The sequence below is a fragment of the Streptomyces hypolithicus genome, from assembly GCF_052934925.1.
The window spans coordinates 1,204,938-1,223,715 of the sequence record NZ_CM128811.1 but is presented as its reverse complement, the minus strand read 5'-3'; the positions used below and the strand labels follow the sequence as shown (position 1 = coordinate 1,223,715).

Annotated in this window: 18 protein-coding genes; 16 read left to right on the top strand and 2 right to left on the bottom strand. The window is 67.0% G+C overall.

The window, feature by feature from the left end; genetic code table 11:
- Positions 1–149: 149 nt before the first annotated feature.
- Positions 150–1,007: a hypothetical protein gene (locus tag ACU6WZ_RS05565; RefSeq protein ID WP_447032004.1), complete on the bottom strand. Its 858-nt coding sequence runs from the start codon at positions 1,005–1,007 to the stop codon at positions 150–152.
- Entirely contained in the window at positions 1,007–2,332 is a 1,326-nt protein-coding gene (eccE, locus tag ACU6WZ_RS05560; protein WP_447032003.1) for a type VII secretion protein EccE, read from the bottom strand. The genes ACU6WZ_RS05565 and eccE overlap by 1 nt, the downstream gene beginning before the upstream one ends.
- Before the next feature lie 357 nt (positions 2,333–2,689).
- Here eccE and eccB point away from each other — a divergent pair, with 357 nt between their 5' ends.
- From eccB to ACU6WZ_RS05480, 16 genes are all read left to right on the top strand, one after another.
- On the top strand, positions 2,690–4,267 hold the full coding sequence (eccB, locus tag ACU6WZ_RS05555; RefSeq protein ID WP_447032002.1) for a type VII secretion protein EccB: 1,578 nt from the start codon (positions 2,690–2,692) through the stop codon (positions 4,265–4,267).
- Between the two features lie 215 nt (positions 4,268–4,482).
- A complete protein-coding gene (locus ACU6WZ_RS05550) occupies positions 4,483–4,794 on the top strand; it encodes a WXG100 family type VII secretion target (protein ID WP_447032001.1) in 312 nt (103 codons plus the stop codon).
- A 48-nt stretch (positions 4,795–4,842) separates the two neighbouring features.
- A complete protein-coding gene (locus ACU6WZ_RS05545) occupies positions 4,843–5,127 on the top strand; it encodes a WXG100 family type VII secretion target (RefSeq protein ID WP_447032000.1) in 285 nt (94 codons plus the stop codon).
- 285 nt (positions 5,128–5,412) lie between these two features.
- On the top strand, positions 5,413–6,618 hold the full coding sequence (gene mycP / locus ACU6WZ_RS05540; RefSeq protein WP_447031999.1) for a type VII secretion-associated serine protease mycosin: 1,206 nt from the start codon (positions 5,413–5,415) through the stop codon (positions 6,616–6,618).
- Positions 6,619–6,640: 22 nt separating this feature from the next.
- The gene (locus ACU6WZ_RS05535) at positions 6,641–6,988 is read left to right on the top strand and encodes a hypothetical protein (protein ID WP_447031998.1); all 348 of its coding nucleotides are present in this window, start codon (positions 6,641–6,643) and stop codon (positions 6,986–6,988) included.
- A gap of 42 nt (positions 6,989–7,030) precedes the next feature.
- Entirely contained in the window at positions 7,031–8,608 is a 1,578-nt protein-coding gene (locus ACU6WZ_RS05530; protein ID WP_447031997.1) for a hypothetical protein, read from the top strand.
- A gap of 86 nt (positions 8,609–8,694) precedes the next feature.
- Entirely contained in the window at positions 8,695–10,050 is a 1,356-nt protein-coding gene (mycP, locus tag ACU6WZ_RS05525) for a type VII secretion-associated serine protease mycosin (RefSeq protein ID WP_447031996.1), read from the top strand.
- Positions 10,051–10,112: 62 nt separating this feature from the next.
- Positions 10,113–10,415 carry a hypothetical protein gene (locus ACU6WZ_RS05520; protein WP_447031995.1) on the top strand — a complete coding sequence of 101 codons (303 nt, stop codon included), beginning with the start codon at positions 10,113–10,115 and terminating at the stop codon, positions 10,413–10,415.
- Between the two features lie 1,002 nt (positions 10,416–11,417).
- On the top strand, positions 11,418–11,744 hold the full coding sequence (locus ACU6WZ_RS05515) for a DUF6317 family protein (RefSeq protein ID WP_447031994.1): 327 nt from the start codon (positions 11,418–11,420) through the stop codon (positions 11,742–11,744).
- Positions 11,744–13,024 carry a putative T7SS-secreted protein gene (locus tag ACU6WZ_RS05510; RefSeq protein ID WP_447031993.1) on the top strand — a complete coding sequence of 427 codons (1,281 nt, stop codon included), beginning with the start codon at positions 11,744–11,746 and terminating at the stop codon, positions 13,022–13,024. The genes ACU6WZ_RS05515 and ACU6WZ_RS05510 overlap by 1 nt, the downstream gene beginning before the upstream one ends.
- A 43-nt stretch (positions 13,025–13,067) precedes the next feature.
- Positions 13,068–13,775, top strand: coding sequence for a hypothetical protein (locus ACU6WZ_RS05505; protein ID WP_447031992.1), 708 nt, complete (start codon positions 13,068–13,070; stop codon positions 13,773–13,775).
- A gap of 37 nt (positions 13,776–13,812) precedes the next feature.
- Positions 13,813–14,472: a hypothetical protein gene (locus tag ACU6WZ_RS05500; RefSeq protein ID WP_447031991.1), complete on the top strand. Its 660-nt coding sequence runs from the start codon at positions 13,813–13,815 to the stop codon at positions 14,470–14,472.
- Positions 14,473–15,044: 572 nt separating this feature from the next.
- Entirely contained in the window at positions 15,045–15,383 is a 339-nt protein-coding gene (locus tag ACU6WZ_RS05495) for a hypothetical protein (RefSeq protein WP_447031990.1), read from the top strand.
- Positions 15,380–16,570 (top strand): WXG100 family type VII secretion target, encoded by a 1,191-nt coding sequence (locus tag ACU6WZ_RS05490; RefSeq protein ID WP_447031989.1) that lies wholly within the window; start codon positions 15,380–15,382, stop codon positions 16,568–16,570. The genes ACU6WZ_RS05495 and ACU6WZ_RS05490 overlap by 4 nt, the downstream gene beginning before the upstream one ends.
- A gap of 160 nt (positions 16,571–16,730) precedes the next feature.
- Positions 16,731–17,180: a hypothetical protein gene (locus ACU6WZ_RS05485; RefSeq protein ID WP_447031988.1), complete on the top strand. Its 450-nt coding sequence runs from the start codon at positions 16,731–16,733 to the stop codon at positions 17,178–17,180.
- 226 nt (positions 17,181–17,406) lie between these two features.
- Positions 17,407–18,633 (top strand): cytochrome P450, encoded by a 1,227-nt coding sequence (locus tag ACU6WZ_RS05480; protein WP_447031987.1) that lies wholly within the window; start codon positions 17,407–17,409, stop codon positions 18,631–18,633.
- Positions 18,634–18,778 lie beyond the last annotated feature (145 nt).

Below are 18,778 nucleotides of genomic sequence, written 5' to 3'. Positions count from 1 at the left end.
GGTCGGGCGGATGAGGTGGCGCGTCCTGCGCGGCTGCGACGTTCACCGCATCACCAGAAGACTAATCATTCGTATCGCGGTACGGAAAAGCACCCTTGCGTGCCCAACTGGTCATACATCCGTCCCGCGTCCGCCCCGCGAGGGCGCACTCAGTCCATGCGGCGGGCCATGCCGAGCAGCCCCGTCTCCGCGTCCGTCGGCTCGGTCATGACGTACTTGCGGTGCTTGCGCGTGCACCACAGCGCGACGTTGTCGGACAGCGTCGGCAGCATCTCCAGGTGCTGGGCGGGGATGCCGAGGGTCTCGCGTACGACCTCGGTCTCCTGCGGCGAGATCCGCTGAATCCCGACCAGCTGGGCCTGCATCAGCCAGCGCGGCGCGTGCTCACCGACGAACGGCAGCACCGTGACCACCGACTGCCACGGCAGGGACGTCACCCGGCCGCGCGGCGGACGTACGCCGCAGTCCCTGATCAGCACCACCGGGCTGGACACCGAGGGACCCTGCGCGGGTACCCGGCCCACCGGGTAGACCGTCATGCACTGCTGGCCGCCGCCGGCCGCCTGCGCCAACTGCTGCCAGGCCTGCGGGCGGCCCGTCTCGACGGCCACCCGCGCGCCCGTGGCCGCCGAACGCAGCGCCAGCACCTGCGCCAGCCACAGACCACCGACGACCACGACGTCGAACGGCGTGGGCCGGGCCAGGCCGAGCACGGCCGGCTGGGACTCGGTGTCGGTGCCGATGATCACGCCGTCGTCACCGATCGGCATGCTGATCGCCGCGATCTCCTCGGCGGTGACGACATGACGGTTGCGGCGCGGCCCGCGCAGCCCGAACCCCGGGCTGAAGATGCGGCGTTGCTGCTGCGGCGGTTCCGGCTGCTGGACGAGCGGGATCATGCCCGTGTCGGTGGGCGAGGCCACGTGCGCGGGTGTGCGGGCGGGGTCCTGGCCGCGCCCACCCGGGTTCACGGGCCCCGCGTTCACGGTGGGAGTGGGGTAGGACATCAGGACGTACCTCCGAGCGGCAGGGTGGCCAGAGCGCCGGGGACCTGTTCGCGGTCGAGGCGTACGAGGCCGACCTTGGCGGCGCCGGCGATACGCTCCAACTCCCGGCGGACCTCGCCCAGTTCGTTCTCACCGCGACCGGTGACACGCACATGCCCGGCTACCGAGATACCTCGGTTCCCGGCCTTGCTCAACGTCATGCTGAACGTCGTCGCGAGCACCGGCAGCGACGTGAACTGCGCGATCAGCTGCGGCAGCGCGAGACCGCCGTCGCCCAACTGCGGCCACCGCGAGATCCAGTACGTCGAGTGCCACCGGTCGTCGACCCGCCAGCTCCGTACCGACTCGACCGTACGCCGCTGCGCGGGACGGCCGTCCTGGCCGCGCTGCGCGTTGGCGCGCGGGTTGAGGCAGCTGGAGGTGGCCAGCGCCTGCACCAGCTCGTTCTCGTCGAGGATCGTCGCCCGGAAACCGGCACCGGCGAGCCGGCTCGCCAGCTGGTCCGCGACCCGCAACAGCGCACGCTGGGTGCCGGGTACGCCGTCGCCGCGCGCCTCCACCGCCTCGGGGCACAGCTCCGGGTCGAGCTTGAGAGCGATCCAGGTCAGGCGCAGCGCGGGCGATCCCGCGCGGGCCTGGAGCGGGCCGTACGACCGCGCGGCGACGGACTGCGGCGGCAGATGCGGCGCGGGCGCCGGCTGGGTGTGCTGCACCACCTGGGCGGAGGCGAGGCGGATGCCGTCGACCTCCAACGCGTCCTGGACCAGGTGGAGCGGCAGTTGACGCCCGGCGAACCCGGGGCGCAGCGGCTCGTCGGCCGGCTGGACGTACAGCACCGCGGTCAGGAACGACCCGTCGCCGATCATGCCGATCGTCCGGTCGTCGCGGGAGACGAAGCTGTACGTCCGCAGAGCCGGATCGCACTCCACGGTGGGCGCCAGCATCGGGTCCGTGCCGGGCGGCACGGGCAGTTTGGCGGCGCGCTGGCGGCGCTTGAGGACGCGCACCGTCTCGTACCACTCCGGCAGCGGCCGACGGTGCCGGCGCACGATCGCCAGGAGCAGCAGCAGCGCGGCCACGGCTCCGGCCGGCGCGAGGACCCAGCGCTCGGTGACCCAGGCGACCAGCATGACGGCGGCCGCGAGCTCCACCAGAATCAGCTGCTGAAGGCGCAACGGGCCCATGCCTCCGGGGCTGGGCAGTGTGCGCGGCGCGGCGGTGCGGATAGTGGCAGGCGCGGGGGCCTGGGCCGGCGCGGACCCTCGGCCACGGCCCGGTTGCTGCTGTGCGCGGCGTCCGCGCCGAGTGCTCGTAGCGCTGGTCATCCCCCGGGACATCCCTTTCGCGAAGTGGTGGCCCGGCGTCGTGCGGATCGTCGACGGTCGAACGTTGAACGTCGACGGAGATCTCAGCGACGGGGCCAGGGGCTCCGATTGCCCTCTATCAGTCGTGCGAGTGGTCACGGTACCCGCTGACGAACCCGCGACGAACAGGTGGCGGCTACGAACAAGCCACAGGCCTGTGAAGATGCCGAGGGGGACCCCTACCTGGTGGATCGAGGTCGCCGGGCGCAGTGCATAGTTGATGACTGCCCGGCTGAAGGAGCCTCGGGCAGGACTGCCGGGCTGAAGCAGCCTCGGGCAGCGTCAATCACGCACGACCACACGGGGAGAGCCAGGACCATGGCAACGCGTCGGGATGAGCTCGCCGCCTACACGTTCGCGCGCAAGCGCACCGTCGCAGCGTTCCTGGCGCCGTCGCCGGGCGGCTCCGACGAAGGCGCGCCCCGTCCGATCCGGACGGTGATGCCCAGCCTGGCGCTGGGTGTTGTGCTGGTGGTGGGTTTCATCGCGTGGGGTGTGATCAAGCCGTCCGCGCCCAAGGGCTGGGACACACCGGGCGAGTACATCATCGTCGACAGCGACTCCACCACGCGATACGTCGTCATCAAGGACGAGGGCGCGAACGACACGGAAGTCCCGACGCTGCACCCCGTCCTCAACTACGCCTCCGCCAAGCTCCTGCTGGACAAGGGCAAGGGCAACGTCATCGAGGTCCCGGGCAAGGACATCGACAAGAGCGGCATCCCGCACGGCGCGACGCTCGGCATCCCGTACGCTCCCGACCGGCTCCCGGTCAAGGAGGACGCCGAGAAGGCGAAGACCTGGGCCGTCTGCGAGCGCCCGGCGCCCGGCACCGGCACGTCCATCGACCGCGCCGTGTTCGTACTCGACGGCGAGGACGCCAAGTCGGTCGACAACGCGGGGAAGGTCGACGCGAGCGAGGCGCTGTACGTCGCCGACAGCAAGACCCGACAGGAATACCTGGTCGACGGCAAGGGCAACGCGTTCGAGCTCGGTGGCACATCGAGCCTGGACGGCACGACGATGGAGCAGCTGCGCGCCGCGGTCATCGGCACGGCCGCCGAACCGCAGTCGGTGAGCACGGAGTGGCTGGCGACCCTGAACAAGGCCGGCGCCATCGCCTTCCCGACCGTGCCCGACATCGGCACGGACACCACGGTTGAGGGGCTTCCCGACGAGGCGGGGACGGTGGGCCGGGTGCTCAAGTCCCAGGACGCCCAAGGGGATCAGTTCTACGTGGTGCTGAAGGACAAGGTGGCCGCCGTCACCCCGTTCGTCGCCAACCTGCTGAAGAACTCGCCCGCCGCCGAGGCCGCCTACGGGACCGACACCCCCGACTACATCAGGGCTGAGACCTCGAAGATCATCGAAGCCAACGGCGGTGGCGCCGACGGCTTCTACCTCGACCGGGGCTGGCCGCAGGTCGTTCCGCGGCAGGCCAACTCCGGTGCGACGGCGTCCGATGAGGCCAACACCACATCGTGCAGCGTGTACGGCGGCACCATCGGCCCCGACAAGAAGCCGAAGCTCGCCGCATGGGCCGGCTCGACGTACCCGAAGAAGGTCATTGCCGACTCGCTCAACGCCTATGTGTCCTCCGGCTCCGGGCTCCTCTTCCAGGAGGTCACCGGCACGGCGCAGGGCGGCGGTGGGACGTATCTGCTGACGGACACGGGGCTGCGCTACTCGCTGCCGACGAACAATGACAGCGCCACGGACACGGCCGGCGAGGACGCCGCCTCCGAGGACGAGGCGAGCGAGACGGACAAGGCGCGTACGCGGCTCGGTTACGAGAAGGTGGCCAACCCCGCGATCGTTCCTCAAACATGGGCGAAATTCATTCCGAAGGGGCCCATGCTGGACACCGGCAGCGCCGCGCAGCCTCAGAGCCAGTAGGCCAACGAGCTGTCGCCTGCGGCGACTTGGCCGGACCTGATCCGGCCTGATCACCGAGCCGTAGCGCATGTGTGTGAAGTCTGTAACTGATAACAGCTGTCTGTGTGTGAGTGAGAAACGAGCGATAGAGTGCTTGCAGCGCTCATTGATGTGACGCTTATCCGGGGGGCGGCACAGGCTTCCCGGACCATCAACGACATGGGGGAAGGTTCACCATGGCCGGCCAGTTTCGGGTAACAGAAGATGAGCTGACCAAGCTCTCGGGGCAGATCAGCACGGTGAATGGTCAGATCCAGGGCGAGATCAGCCGCCTCAACGGAGTGATCGACCAGGTCGCCGGCGGCTGGCAGGGCGAGGCGGCCAAGTCGTACCACCGCCTGCAGGAGACTTGGAACCAAGAAGCCAAGAAGATGAGCGACATCCTCAACGACATCAAGGAAGCCGTGGACTCCACGCGGAGCAACTACTCCGCGTCGGAAGCGCAGCAGAACGCCGAAGTCAGCAAGATCATGTCCGACTTCGGCTGAGCAGCACTCCTCCACACTTCCCGTACCACTTCCTGAAAGGGAGCGACGATGTCGATTCTCGTCAATTACGCCACCATCACCAACGCGTCCACGGACGTGAAGAGCACCGCCGGTCGTATCAAGCAGCAGCTCGACGACGTCGAGGCCGCGGTCAAGCGCGTAGCCGCCAGCTGGGAGGGTGAGGCGCAGGAGGGTTACCAGCGCAAGCAGCGCGAGTGGGACAAGACCGCCGCCAGCCTGCACGCGACCCTGCTGAAGATCTCCACCGCACTGCAGAGCTCCGCCGAGAACTACCAGGCCACGGAGAAGAGCAACGCCAACACCTGGGGCTGATCCGCGCCCGAGGTGAGATGAGTGGGGCGGCCCGGCCGACGCCAACGCGTCCGCTGGGCCGACCCACTTGTGCGCGCCACGCCGGCGGCGCACCACGTGTGCGTACGGCTCGCACCATCGCGTACCACCGGCACCACTGCGCCCGCACCAATTGCGTACCACCCACACCATTCGGAATCGGAACATGGGAGCCTGACCATGGGGGTCCTGACACCCCGTCCGTGTACGGCCGCGAGCCGAACCCGCGTACTACAGCGGGCCCTTGGCGTACTCGCGGTCACCGGGGTGTGTCTCACATCCGCCCCACCGGCGCTCGCCACGACGACGCCCGCCCGGGGCGCGGGCTCCGACGGTTCCCCGCTCTCCAAAGAAGTCGACTTCGGTCTGTCCGCCGGCTCGGAGTGCGTCTTCGGCGGCGAGATCATCAAGTCCACGCCCTGGTCGCTCCAACGCATCCTCCTGGACCAGCTGCGCGAACAGGCGACGGGCAAGGGCGTCACCGTAGCCGTGATCGACACCGGTGTCGACGACGCGAACGACCAGCTGCGCGGCGCGCTGGCGCCCGGCGGCAAGGACTACGTCGGCAAGTCGGACGGCAGCGCCGACATCGAGGGCCACGGCACGCGGGTCGCGGGCATCATCGCGGCTCGCGAGATCCCCGACACCGGCTTCGCGGGCATCGCACCGGAATCCAAGATCATCTCGCTCCGTTACACCGGCGGCGAGGAGAAGCAGGGCAACTCGCGCACCATGTCCGCCGCGATCCGCGACGCCGTCGACAAGGGCGCCGAGATCATCAACATCTCTTCGGACACGGCGAAGAAGCAGGACAACACGGAGCTGCGGAACGCCGTGGCGTCTGCCGTGAGGGAAGGCGTCCTCATCGTCGCCGCCTCCGGCAACGACGGCGCCACCGGCCAGTCCGCCACGACGTACCCGGCTTCGTACCCCGGCGTCCTCGCGGTGGCGGCCTCGGACCGCAACGACGAACGCGCCTTCTTCTCGCAGGCCGGCGACTTCGTGGACGTGGCGGCCCCCGGCGTGGGCATGGTCTCTACGGTCCCGGAGGGCGGCCAGTGCGCGGCCGACGGCACAAGCTTCGCGGCTCCGTACGTCGCGGGGGTGGCGGCGCTGCTGAAGGACAAGAACCCGGACTGGTCGGCGGCCCAGATCACCACCCGCATCCAGGAAACCGCCAACCGCCCGGGCCGCGGCCCGAACCGCTACCTCGGCTGGGGAGTGGTGGATCCGGTAGCCGCCCTCTCGGACAACTCCACTCCGGGCACCCGCCCGCAACCCGACGCACCGGTGACACCGGGCTCGGGAAAGGTCATCCCGATGGCGGTGACGATGGGCGAAACCAAAGCAGAACGCGACGGCCGCATCGCGATGTACGTCATGGGTGCGGCGCTGGCACTGGTCCTCGTGGCGAGCGGCAGCGGGGTCGCAATACGAGACTGGCGGCGCAAGCGCGCCGGATACACAGGTTAGAACAGGGGAGAGGACACGGGGTATGAGTGACGGAATGCGGGTCGATCTGAGTGCGCTCGATGAAGTGATCAAGAAGCTCTGGGCGCTTCTCGACGACATGGACAAGGCCGGCGGCAAGGTGAAGTACTCGACGAACGTTCCGAGTAGCGCGTTCGGCAACGAGAAGTTTCTGGAGTCGAACGACCTCCACGCAGCCCACGAGCAGATGAAGACCAAGATCGAGGGCTTCATCAAGGGACTGCACGGTCTGATCGACGAGTTCGGTAAGAGCGCCTCGAAGGTGCGGGACAAGTACAACGAGCAGGAACACGCCAACAAGCACGGTATGGGCGGCGACTCGGGCCCGGCCAAAAAGGGCTCTTACGCGTAAACGATCTCAGGCATCGATCACTGACGGAGGGGATGTTCGAAGATGGCGTACGGCTACCACCAGCCCACACCTGAGCAGATTGAGGCGGGGCAGAGGGCTCGAGAGCAGCGCATCAAGGACGATCACGACGAGAAGCTCGAAGAGCAGGCAAATGGCGGCAAAGGCGGCCCGGACCGGAGCACGCTCAAGACGCAGTTCATGCAGGAAGGCATTCCTGAGCTGCGAAGGATGGTGCTGGACTCGAATCCGGATGCCATCTACGAAGCCAGCCTGAGCTGGAAGCAGGTCCACAACATCCTCTCCGGAGGTGACGGCGATGGCTCGAGCGGTGGCGTGGACGCAGTCTCTGCCAAGGACAGCGTCGCGGGCATGATGCAGACTGCCGTCGACAACGTCATGGAGCACTGGGCGGGTGACGCGGCCCGGGCCTTCCAGCGGAAGGCCGCAGAGATCACGCAGAAGGTCAGGAACGGCGGTGCCCACGCCAACCTCACCGCAACCCAGATGGAAGCTGTGCAGAAGGACCTGCGCGCGGCCAAGGAGAAGATGAGGGACGTCAAGCAGCCCTCAGGCTGGGACAGCTTCTGGAACAGGGTGGGAGACCCCGGCCGCGACGACACCCAGTTGAAGGAGGACGTTAAGGACGGCGTCTCCACGGAAGCGGCGCGCAAGGCGAACGAGGAGATGCTCTCCGCTGGCAAGGAGGCACAGCTTCAGGGTGTTGCTGTGATGGAGAGCTTGGGGGCGAACTATCAGGTCTATGCCAAGAACATGAAAGGCGGGGCTGTCCACGAGCCGGGGGACCCCTTCAAGCCGCCGAGCAACGAGGTGACGATGCCGCCTCCCATCACCATGCCGTCGCCTTCGGGCAGCGGCCCCGGTGCAGCGGGAGCAGCTACCAAGCCGTGGAGTGCCGGCAGTACGAGCAAGATCGGAGCCACTCCTGAGATCTCCCGTGCCAAAGGAATCACGGGCGGTTCGCAACTCCCCGTTGCGAAGACCAACGTGGACAGCATTTCGCCCGGTCTTACTGGGGGCAGCCCTGCCACGGGTCCCAGCAGCGGAATCGGAGGCCCGGGCAGCGGCGGTAGCGGGCCGGGAGTCGGCGGTCCAGGAGGGATTCCTCCTCTCGGTGGCCCCGGCACCCGAGGCGGCACACCCAGTGGCATCAGTGGTGCGAAGCGCACGGGTATCGGAGCTCCTGGTGGTGGTCGTTCCGGCATCGGCGGTCCGGGTGGCGCCGGTGCTGCCCGCGGCGGAGCCCGAGCTGGCATGGGCGGTATGGGCGGTGGCGCCGGGGCAGGCGCGGCAGGTCGAGGCGGCGCGGCAGCCGGGGGGCGAGGCGCCCTTGCGAAGGCTCGCGGTGGCGTAATCGGTGCGGCCAAGGGCCCGACCGCCAACGGCACTGGTGCTGGCGGAGGCCTGCACGGCAGCCGCGGCGGATCGCAGCGCGAGGGCATGGCAGGCGGCATGGGCGGCGCCGCCGGTATGGGCCGAGGCGGCCGACGCTCCGAGGATGAGAACAGCCGGGGCGAGCGTCCCGACTACTTGGTCGAGGACGAAGAGACCTGGGTGTCGGAGGAGGACCGCAAGCGGAACGTCCCCCGCAACATCGAGTAGGTAGAAAAGCGAGCCGCTCGGATAACCGAGTCCGGTTCGCCTATGAAGGCTGGCGCAACCAGTCGTAGTTGAATGAGGAGCAAGGAATGGGTGTCAAGCGAGTCTGGTCCACGGCGGGAGTCGTGGCGCTGACAGGAGCCTTGCTCCTCACTTCAGCCCCCACAGCCTCGGCGGATTACGTCCGCGATCAGCAGTGGACGTTGGATGCCTTCAGCGTAGACAAGATCTGGACTGAATCCCAAGGCCAGGGAGTCACGGTTGCCGTCGTGGATACCGGTGTAGACCCGACTCACCCGGATCTGACTGGGCAGGTGCTGAAGGGCCAGGACGTTACCGGTGATGGCGATGCCCATGATGACGAGGCTGGGCATGGCACAGGAATGGCGAGTTTGATCGCCGGCCACGGTCATGGGGCTAACAATTCCGCCGGTGTGATGGGCTTGGCCCCTAAAGCCAAGATCCTGCCAGTGAGGGTGATGCGTTCGGGGAAGAACGATGTGGTCGATGAGAGGCGATGGGCGGCGGGTATCCGGTACGCCGCTGATAACGGTGCATCAGTCATTAACCTTTCTTTTGTGGACGACCACGCCAACCCGAATTCGGAAGCGGCAAATGCCATCGCCTATGCGCAGGATCGCGATGTGGTCGTCGTCGCAGGTGCCGGCAATGACGGCGACGCGAGGATCATGTACCCCGCTGGGCTGCCGGGTGTGGTGGCTGTAGGGGCCTTGGACCGATCGAACGACCTTTGGGATAACTCGAACTTCGGCAAGGGGATGACCCTTACAGCGCCGGGAGAGAAGATCCTCAGCGCTGACCCCACTCGCTCCGGTGGTTACGCAGAAGCAGACGGCACATCAGACGCAACAGCTCTTGTCTCGGCCGCAGCTGCCCTAGTCCGATCCAAGTTCCCCGATCTCACAGCCGGCCAGGTCATCCACCGTCTCACCAAGTCGACGACATTCCTGGGACATGACGTCCAGAACGTCCCCGACGACGAGTTCGGCTATGGCGCCATCCGTCCTTACCGAGCGCTCACCATGGACATCCCCAAGGGATCTAAGCAAGGCCCCCTCGGTAAGGTCCAGCAGCCGTCCTCCGCCTCGAACTCTGGCAGCGCATCCGATGGCGACAACAGCAGCAGGCCCCAGGCCAAGAGAAATCCTCGTCCGGCAGCATCCTCGTCATCGCCGGCATTGCTGCTGTGGTCGTCATCGGCGGCATCGCCTTCGCGATCATCCGCAGTCGACGCAACCGCGGCGATGGGGGCCCCGGCCCCGGTGGCCCTGGCGGTGGCTACCCGAACCAGCCGTCATACCCGACGAATCAGCAGCCGTACCCCACTACGGCGCCCAGCCAGCCCGCGCACAACCCCAGCCACTACGGTCAACAGCCGCCGTATCAGGGGCAGTAGGCAGAACAGCGTGTTCTGGCCGACGTAGCTGTCTGGCCAGACCAGCCTCCAGCAGGCATCAAGCCGTAGCAACCCTGAGTAGCCGCCACCGTGGTGGCGACGCCTCAGGCGCAGGCCGGCAAGGTCCAGTTGCGCGAATCAGGAACAGACGGCACCGACCACGGATCAGCCCAGGTCGAGAAGAAAAAATCTTCATTGCGCCATCTCATTGCCGGTGGTATCGCGGCTGCGGCCGTTGTAGTCATCGCCGGCATCGTCATCGCCATTGGCCGCGACCGCGGAAACCGTGGTTCCGTTCCGGGGGGCGCTAGCGGTGGAGGCATGGGCTATCCCAACCATGCGCCATACCCGCCAGCGCAGCACTCACATCCCAAGGCAGTACACCACCAGTGATATCCCACGTCTCCCGGTCAGACTCCGCAGCAGCCCACGGGACTGTAAGACGTTTGCTTGACAGACCCTCGGGCGGGTCTCGGCGGGCGGGGCATACGCGCCGAGAGGCGTCACCGGCAGCAGGCTATTGAATTGCCCCATCGCCCCGCCGGCGGGCTGCGACGCCCCGAATCTGCCGGGGAGCGGCCGTCGAGGCTGGGGCCCTCATGCTGACGTAGACGTGCCCGTGGGTGAAGTGGGCTGCTGTGGCGGGAGGCGGCGGAGAGGTGTCTGCCGCGTATGGGGGCGCCACGCAAAGACGCCGCGGAGGAGAAGACCCGCACCGGATTTCCGCCCCTCGTCGGCAGCGCAGTATCAGGGACGACTTCCGGTAAGCCGCGTACGTGGGGTGTGGGGGGCCCTTGCGCGGGGGGAGTGTTCACCCCGCCGCTCGGAAGTAGACCCCCGGCCGGGGGGTGCGGGCGCGCTGCGGCTCCCGGGTGGCAGCGCACGTAAAGCCGCTCAGGCCACGCTGCGCAGTACTACCAGCACCACACTGCTCCCTATAGGGCGGTCGCCAGCAGCAGTGGGTGATCGATCGGCTCCGATCACAATTTCTCCGCGGAACTCCTACGCGGGGGCTGCGGACCCGACTTCGCCAAGGTCATAGGGTGTTGTGTGATTAACGGGGAGGGGGGCCCAGCGTTACGAACGGTACTCAATCGGGCTCGTAGCTAGGACTCTGTACGTCGAGTGGATGGCCCCTGCGGCAGCATCGCGGTTCCGCCGCCCTCTCCCGCCCTATGGGCCGTTCGTGCGGGGGTCCGGTCATTTTCGGGCCGGGCGGGATGCGTGGGGTGGCTGCGGGCGTTGGCATGGGGGCTCCGGATGTCAGCCGGGGCGCTACTTGTGCGCCCAACGGTCACACCAGGTCTCTGCCTCCCGGTCTCCTGGTCCTCGGGGGCGTGCTTCGTAATCTGTTCAGCGTTTGTGATGAGTCGGCAGCAAAAGGAGAATCGGTCCATGGGGGATCACTTCAAGACGGATACGGATCAGTTGGGGGAATTCCTCAAGACCCTTGAGGGATGCGTCCGGGACCTCAACGAGGCACGTGCCGCCCTCGATCACGTCCGTGCTGAGCAAATCGGGACCAAGCGCCTGGACGAGGCGTGCGACGGATTCCAGGAGCGCTGGAAATACGGGTCCGAGCAGACCAAGAAGATGATCGATGCCATCAGCGAGGGCGTGAAGTCCAACAAGAAGGGTTACGAAGAGGTCGAAGAGGCCTTGGAGAAAGCCCTGAATCACATGGCGAAGCAGGCGAACTCAGGCGAAGGTGGCGGCAAGTAATGGCGCCGAACCCCTACCCGAACCTCGGCTGGAACCCGGTACCCGGCATACCCAGCGAGGTCAACGCGCTGAAGCAGAAGGTCACTTCGGCTGCGACAGCGCTCCGCACCTGTCACACCCAGCTCGAGAAGCTGATCGGAGAGAGCAGCTACTGGGAAGGCGACGCGGCGAAGGCGTTCCGGGAGGCCATCGACGGTGAGTTGCCGACATACATCAAGAACGCCGCCCGCTCCCTCGAAAAGGCCTCCGCGCAGCTGAGCAACTGGGACGGCTACCTGACAGCCAACCGCGACCTGGCGCGGAAGTACGACGCCGTGGCCGGCGAGAGGAAGACCGCGGCTAACACGGCCAAGAAGCGTCACGAGAAAGCCGGCCAGCACCCGGATCTGGGGCTCGCCAACCAGCAGTTCTCCACCCAGGAAGAGGCCGATGCGGCGACCGCGCGGCTGCGATCCGCCGAGCGCAGCCTCAACGAGGCCACGACCGCGCTGAACCAGGCCAACGGCGCGTACGACGAAGTCATCACCAACGCGCGAATGCTGGAGACCACCCACTCGGACAACGCCGAGACGGTAGCCAAGTCCCTCGATGACGCCACGGACAATTTGGCGCCCATGGAGCCGGGCTGGTTGAGCAAGGCCGTCGACGCCATCTGGGACGGCATCAAGGCGGTCGGCGCGTTCCTGTACGAGCACGCTGGAACCATCGGCGCCATCGCCGGTTTGCTGGCCCTCTTTCCCACCCCGTTGGCACCGCTGTTCGCCGGGATCGCCGTCGTGGCGAGCGCGGCGTCGATGTCCAAGAACCTCTCAGATCCAAAATTTAGAAGTGACTTGTTCGGTGGCGGAAGCGGAATGGACATGTTCTCCGCATGGGCCTCGATTGCCGGTGACACCGTCGGCATGATTCCGGGCGGAAAGGCGCTCGGTATGGCGGCGAAAGAGGTAGCTGACGGAGCGGGCATGGCCGGCAGGATGGGCGTCGCTGTTTCGAACACCGAGAAGGCCGGGGCTTTCGTCAAGGAAGTCGTGCCCGCCTTCTCGAAGAGGGCCGTGGACGATGTGAACGACGCGTGGCGCGGAGCTGCGGAGAGCGCGTCGGGATCGGCGAAGCTGATGGGCAGCATTCACGCTAACGGCCTGAACGTCGCCGCCAACCTTGTCTCGTCCGCCGAGAGCATGGGGCTGGTCGACCAGGAAGGTGATGCGCACAATGCCGCGGAGAGCACGAAGGCGGCTGCCACAGCGCACAGCATTGCGGGGTTGCTGGGATGGGCGTGAGTGACAATTCCCCGATTCCGGTTCCCGAAAGGCTGATTGCGCAGTGACCAATCTTTCCACAGAGACAGCGAGCGATCCGAAGCCGCTTTTCTGGTACGGGCTTCCGCACGGCTATCTGCAGCTGGACCTCGATCCTCCGTACGAGCAGGTCGTCGAACTGATCAACCAGGTGCTCAGCCTGCCCGAGGAACTGCGCGAACGAGCCGAAGAGGTGGCGCGGTTCTACGCAGGTGCCGTGAGCTTGCTAAACGCGCAGAACGTGCAGGGATGCGCCATCGGTATGCACCCCGACGAGATCGGCGGCTTCACGCTCTCCGTGCTGACAGTCTCGACCGTCCCCGCGTCCGGAGTCAACGCGAAGCTGGTGCTCGCCAGCATGGCGGGCACCGCTGCGGACAAACCCGACGAAGGCATGCGCCCCCTGGAGCTGCCGTGCGGTACCGGGTTCATCGCCGAGAAGAAGCGGCGCACCGTCGCGCCGGGCGAGCCGCCCGAGGGCAGTGAAACTCCTCCGGAGGGGACGGTCTGGCAGGGAACCGTCGCGGTGACCGGCGCCGGCATGCCCGACATCGTGGTGGTCCAACTGGTGACCGCAGCCGTCGGTCTGGCCGACGACTACCGGAATGTACTGCTCGGCGTTGCGAATACGCTGACGTTCACTGATCCGTCGCCTCGCGAGGAGACGGGCGACCAGGGCAACACAGGACCGGGTTCTCCGGCAACCAATTCGATGCGAAACGACTTCGGTTAGACCAGACCTGGTCGTGGCCTAGCTGGAAGGAGACGCGATGTCTGAATATTCTCAAGTCACTCACTCGACCGTCGCTGTGGACGCGGAGCAGGTGCGAAAGCAGCTGACCTCGCGCGTGCTCTGGAAGTTCCTCACCCTTGGTGTGACCTTCGCGATCATGGCGTTCCTCCCGCCCGTAATGGCCGGTTTGGAGGCCCTGGACGGGAAGTGGCGTTGGGTCGTCTACATCGCGGCCCCGTTTACGGGCGTAGGAATCATGGGCCTCATCGCGCTGCTTTTCTATCTCCTTCCCTCGGCCGTCGTCATCACCCGCGCCTGCAGGAAGGTGCTGAGGCAGTACTCCTTCGACGAGTTCTGGCCGCAAGTGGAGAAGAAGGACGGGAAGGATTCCGCCAAGGGGCGGCCCAAGCTCACCCTCAGAGTGAGGAACGCCGAGGGTGGCAGGTCGCCGCTGATGAAGGTCGTGGAAGTGCCCAGCCGGGGTTTCTGGCGCGACCCGTGGCCCGAAGGCATCGAGAACGGTGTGTGGGTGGCGGGCGACCTGCCCTTCGGTGGCATCGCGTTCGTGCCCAGCAGTGGCGCGGTGATGCTGATGCATCCCGAGAAGTGGGACCGCCTCGCCTCGGAGCGGGATCAGGCGGGGGCGGACCGTGTTGCCAGGGCCGAGCGGGCAGGGCTCACGTCCAGGGTCTTCTAGGTTCGGTCCCTGGACGGTGCAGGATGCGGGGCGTAGGACGCAGGGCACAGGGCGCACAGGACCGCACTGGGATGCGGCTGCTCGTAACCGCATGTCAGAGAAGCAGGGGGCGCGGGCCGTACGTGGGGGAGTGGGGCCTGTCGGCGCGGGGTTTCGTGTCGCTGGCGAATTGGACGGCGCCTGCGGGCGGCGGCGCTCGCCGTTGCGCTTGTTGACGCATCCGTGGTGATGCTGGTTCGGGCCCCACGCCCCCGGCGAGCTGGGCGAACGCCTCGGGCGACGGTGTGCCGGCGGTCGCCGCGACGGTTTCTCGTCGGTTGTGGTCCGCACCAGGGAGCGGCTCTCTCACACCTTCAGGTGCTGATCAGGGCGCCCTACCGGGAATCCGGAGGATGGGGTTCACCGAGGCGGCACGATGGGTGGCCATGAAGTTCCCTTCGGCGTACGGCGTACGCGACCTCGTACGGCAGGGGCTTCGCCGCTACTGGACGCACGCCGTAGGGCATCGCCTTCGATCCGCGTTGGACGAGCGACCCGCGGGTGCGCCCACCCACGTGAATGAGGGTTGGCGAATGGCTGATGATGCGCCATTTTATGCGCAGGACGCGGTGCGGGCACTGGCTCGGATCCTGGAATTGCAGGCTTACGACCTGCGCGCGCACGCGAAGAAATTCACGGATGAAACAGGCGAGGAAGCCATCTCGGAGGGATTCGGGCTCTTGACCGAATCGGGCGAGTTAAGGACTTCGTACATCGAGTACTCGACGGATGCCGCCAACAGTGTGCGGGCTGTCCAGGAGTACTTGGACGCTGTTGCCGATGCCTTGAGAAAGGTCAACCGCAACACCGAGGTGACCGATGACGGCGTCGCGGTGCTTTTCGGTAAGAAGAGCGAGCGTGCCAAGCCGTGAGCGGAAACGAGTCGACAGCCGAGATGCTGTACGAGCTCGGGATCGAGCTGGTCAATCCGGGCGGCAGGCCGGAGGAGCTGAGGCAGGCGGCTAAGGCGTGGCGTCTGCTGCAGAAGCAGGTTGCCGGCGCCGGTGGTGTGCTCAAGGACGTGGACAAGGCCGTTGAGAACACGGTCGGTGAGTCTTGGCGTGGACCCGCCGCCGAGGCCTTCAGGAAGCACTGGCGTGAGGTCAGGGAAGCGGTCGAGAAGGCCGCTGAAGATTACGACGAAGTAGCAAAGCAGCTGGATGAAGCCGCGGACCAGATCGAGGAAGTCAACTCCGAGATCCACGGGATCTACCTGGAGATCGGTGTTTCCATCGGTGTGGGCATTGCTCTGTCCTTTGTTACCGTCGGTCTCGGATCTGCGGCTGCCGCGGCTCGCGTAACCATGCTGGCGACTCGGGCCATTCGCCTCTCCGAGCGGCTCGGCAGGCTTCTTCATGGCATTGCTTCGCGCATGCGCGCCTTTCAGCAGTCGGGAAACCTTGCCAAACTGCTGATGAATTTCGGGGTCAACTGGGGTGGCAACACATTCGGTTCGGCCATCGGAGCGGCAGCGTCAGGTGACGGGCTCACCGGTGCGGAGTTGGGCGAAGCCGCGTGGCAGGGCGGTGTGGCCGCTGCGGTGGGCACCCCCCTGGGCATGGGCACAGCTGCATGGGCAGGGGCGCGGCTCGGCAGTATCCCCGCAGTAGGTGCCGTTGGAAGGCATGTCGGGGAGAACATGGCCGGTGGCATCGTGGGCAACGTCGCGGGTGGAGGCGCCGTCGACGGCATCACTGCCCTGAGCACGGACGAAAAGCCCGAGTGGCTGAAGAATAGCCTGGTCAACGCTGCCGGAGGCGGTCTGGGTGGCGCCGGTATGGGGGCCGTGGGCGTAAGTAGGCAGCGGGCGCTCGACACCGACTTCACTCCTCCTCCGGACTTCGACCAGTCGAAGGTTCCCGGTGGTGGCCGGCGAGGAGGCGGACCGCACTTCGCGATCGATGTGCCGATGGGTGGGGCTGGTGCAGCCGTCGCGGGAGGTGGAGGCGAGGTGATGGCCTCGAAACCGCCCGCTGAGGATGATGGTTCCAGGAATCGCGTCGGGACGGGGAATCAGGCCCCGCCTCGGCAGCGCAGCATCAGAGACGACTTCGGCTGAGAGCGTCCAGGGCCATGGAGGTCGCGCCCTGCTGGATGGGTACGGACTCGGGCTGGTACGACGCCCGTTGCCGTTCGCCCAGCAAGGGCGTGATGCCGCACTGTCGATGGGAGTCCGCGGCGAGTGATACTTCGGGTGACACGAGTTGAGGAGAGGCGAGATGGCCCAGCAGCCCCACAGCCCGCAGAACCCGCAACGCCCCCAGGGGCCTTCCCCCGACCGGGGGGTGTTGGACGAAGCGCTTGAGCCTGAGCAGTTGCGGTCGTTGAACTCCGACCTCCGCAAACTGTCCGCCGGAAATGGTGTGAGTCCGGAACTGCGGGACATGGCGCAGAAGTTGCTCTCGGGGCGCGTCACCCTGCGCAACGCACTCGATGACCCCTCGGCGGCGCGCGCCCTCGGTGGCGGCCTGGCGTCGCTGCGGGGGAAGTGGGAGGCGCTCTCCGAGGAGGAGCGCGAGCAGGTTCGGCAGGGTGAGGACCCGGAGGCGCCCGCCGGCAGTGGCGACACCCCCTCGGGCTCGTCCACACCCCGGCGCAGCGAGGGGGAGCGTCCGGAGGGCGGAAAGAAGAAGCCGGGGCGGCACAGCGGAGGGTTCTCCTTGTACTGAGGCTCTCGCTGGGCTGGGGACTGGGGGGGGGGGGGGGGGGGGGGCAGCCAGCCAGCGTGCGGGCGTGCGTGCGCGTGTGTGTAGGGCGGGTGGCGTGGGGCGCGGCGGAGAGCCGTTCAAGGTTGGACTGTCGGTTTTGATCACTGATCAATACGCTTAGCTCTACAGACAGTTGCCTGTCGCTGTGCAGCCGTGTAGCCGTGTCACCGTCCGAAGGAGCCACCCCGTGACCACCACCGAGTCCATCCCCGACATACTCTCGCCCGAATTCGCCGCTGACCCCTACCCCGTCTACCGCGCGATGCGTGAGCACACCCCCCTGCTCTGGCACGAGGGCATGCAGAGTTACGTCATCTCCCGGTACGAGGACGTGCAGCGCGTCTTCAAGGATAAACAGTCGGAGTTCACCACCGACAACTACGACTGGCAGATCGAGCCCGTACACGGCAAGACGATCCTCCAGCTCAGCGGCCGCGAGCACGCCGTGCGGCGGGCGCTGGTGGCGCCGGCCTTCCGGGGAAGCGATCTGCAGGACAAGTTCCTGCCCGTCATCGAGCGCAACTCCCGCGAACTCATCGACGGCTTCCGCGCCAGCGGCTCGGCCGACCTCGTCAGTGACTACGCCTCGCGGCTCCCGGTGAACGTCATCGCCGACATGCTCGGGCTGGACAAGGCCGACCACGCCCGGTTCCACGGCTGGTACACGGCGGTCATCGCCTTCCTGGGCAACCTCGCCGGCGACCCGGAGGTCGCGGCGGCGGGTGACCGTACCCGCGTCGAGTTCGCCGAGTACATGATTCCGATCATCCAGCAGCGCCGCGGGAACCTCGGTGACGACCTGTTGTCCACGCTCTGCGCGGCCGAGGTCGACGGTGTACAGATGAGCGACGAGGACATCAAGGCCTTCTGCAGCCTGCTGCTGGCCGCGGGCGGCGAGACCACCGACAAGGCCATCGCCAGCATCTTCGCCAACCTGCTGCTCAACCCCGAGCAGCTGGCGGCCGTACGGGAGGACCGGAGCCTGATCGCACGGGCCTTCGCCGAGACCCTGCGCTTCACTCCGCCCGTCCACATGATCATGCGGCAGTCGGCGTCCGAGGTGAAGCTGAGCGGCGGAGTCGTGCCTGCCGGGGCGACGGTGACCTGCCTGATCGGTGCGGCGAACCGCGACGATTCGCGCTACGCGGACCCCGACCGCTTCGATATCTTCCGTGACGACCTGACCACGACCACGGCGTTCTCCGCGGCCGCCGACCACCTCGCCTTCGCCCTCGGCCGCCACTTCTGCGTCGGCGCGCTGCTCGCCAAGGCCGAGGTCGAGATCGGCGTCGGACAGCTCCTCGACGCGATGCCCGACCTGGCCCTGGCCGACGGCTTCGACCCGGTCGAGCAGGGTGTGTTCACCCGCGGCCCGAAGACCCTGCTGGTGCGTTTCACACCGGCCGCTCCGTGATCCGCGGGCATTGACGAGCGGAGCTGTCGGACGGTAGCTGGTGCGAGCACGGCCGGCCGTCTGACAGTTTCCGTACCGTAGGCCCACCAGTACGCCCGCCAGCTAGGCCCACCAGTACGCCCGCCAGCTAGGCCCACCAGTACGC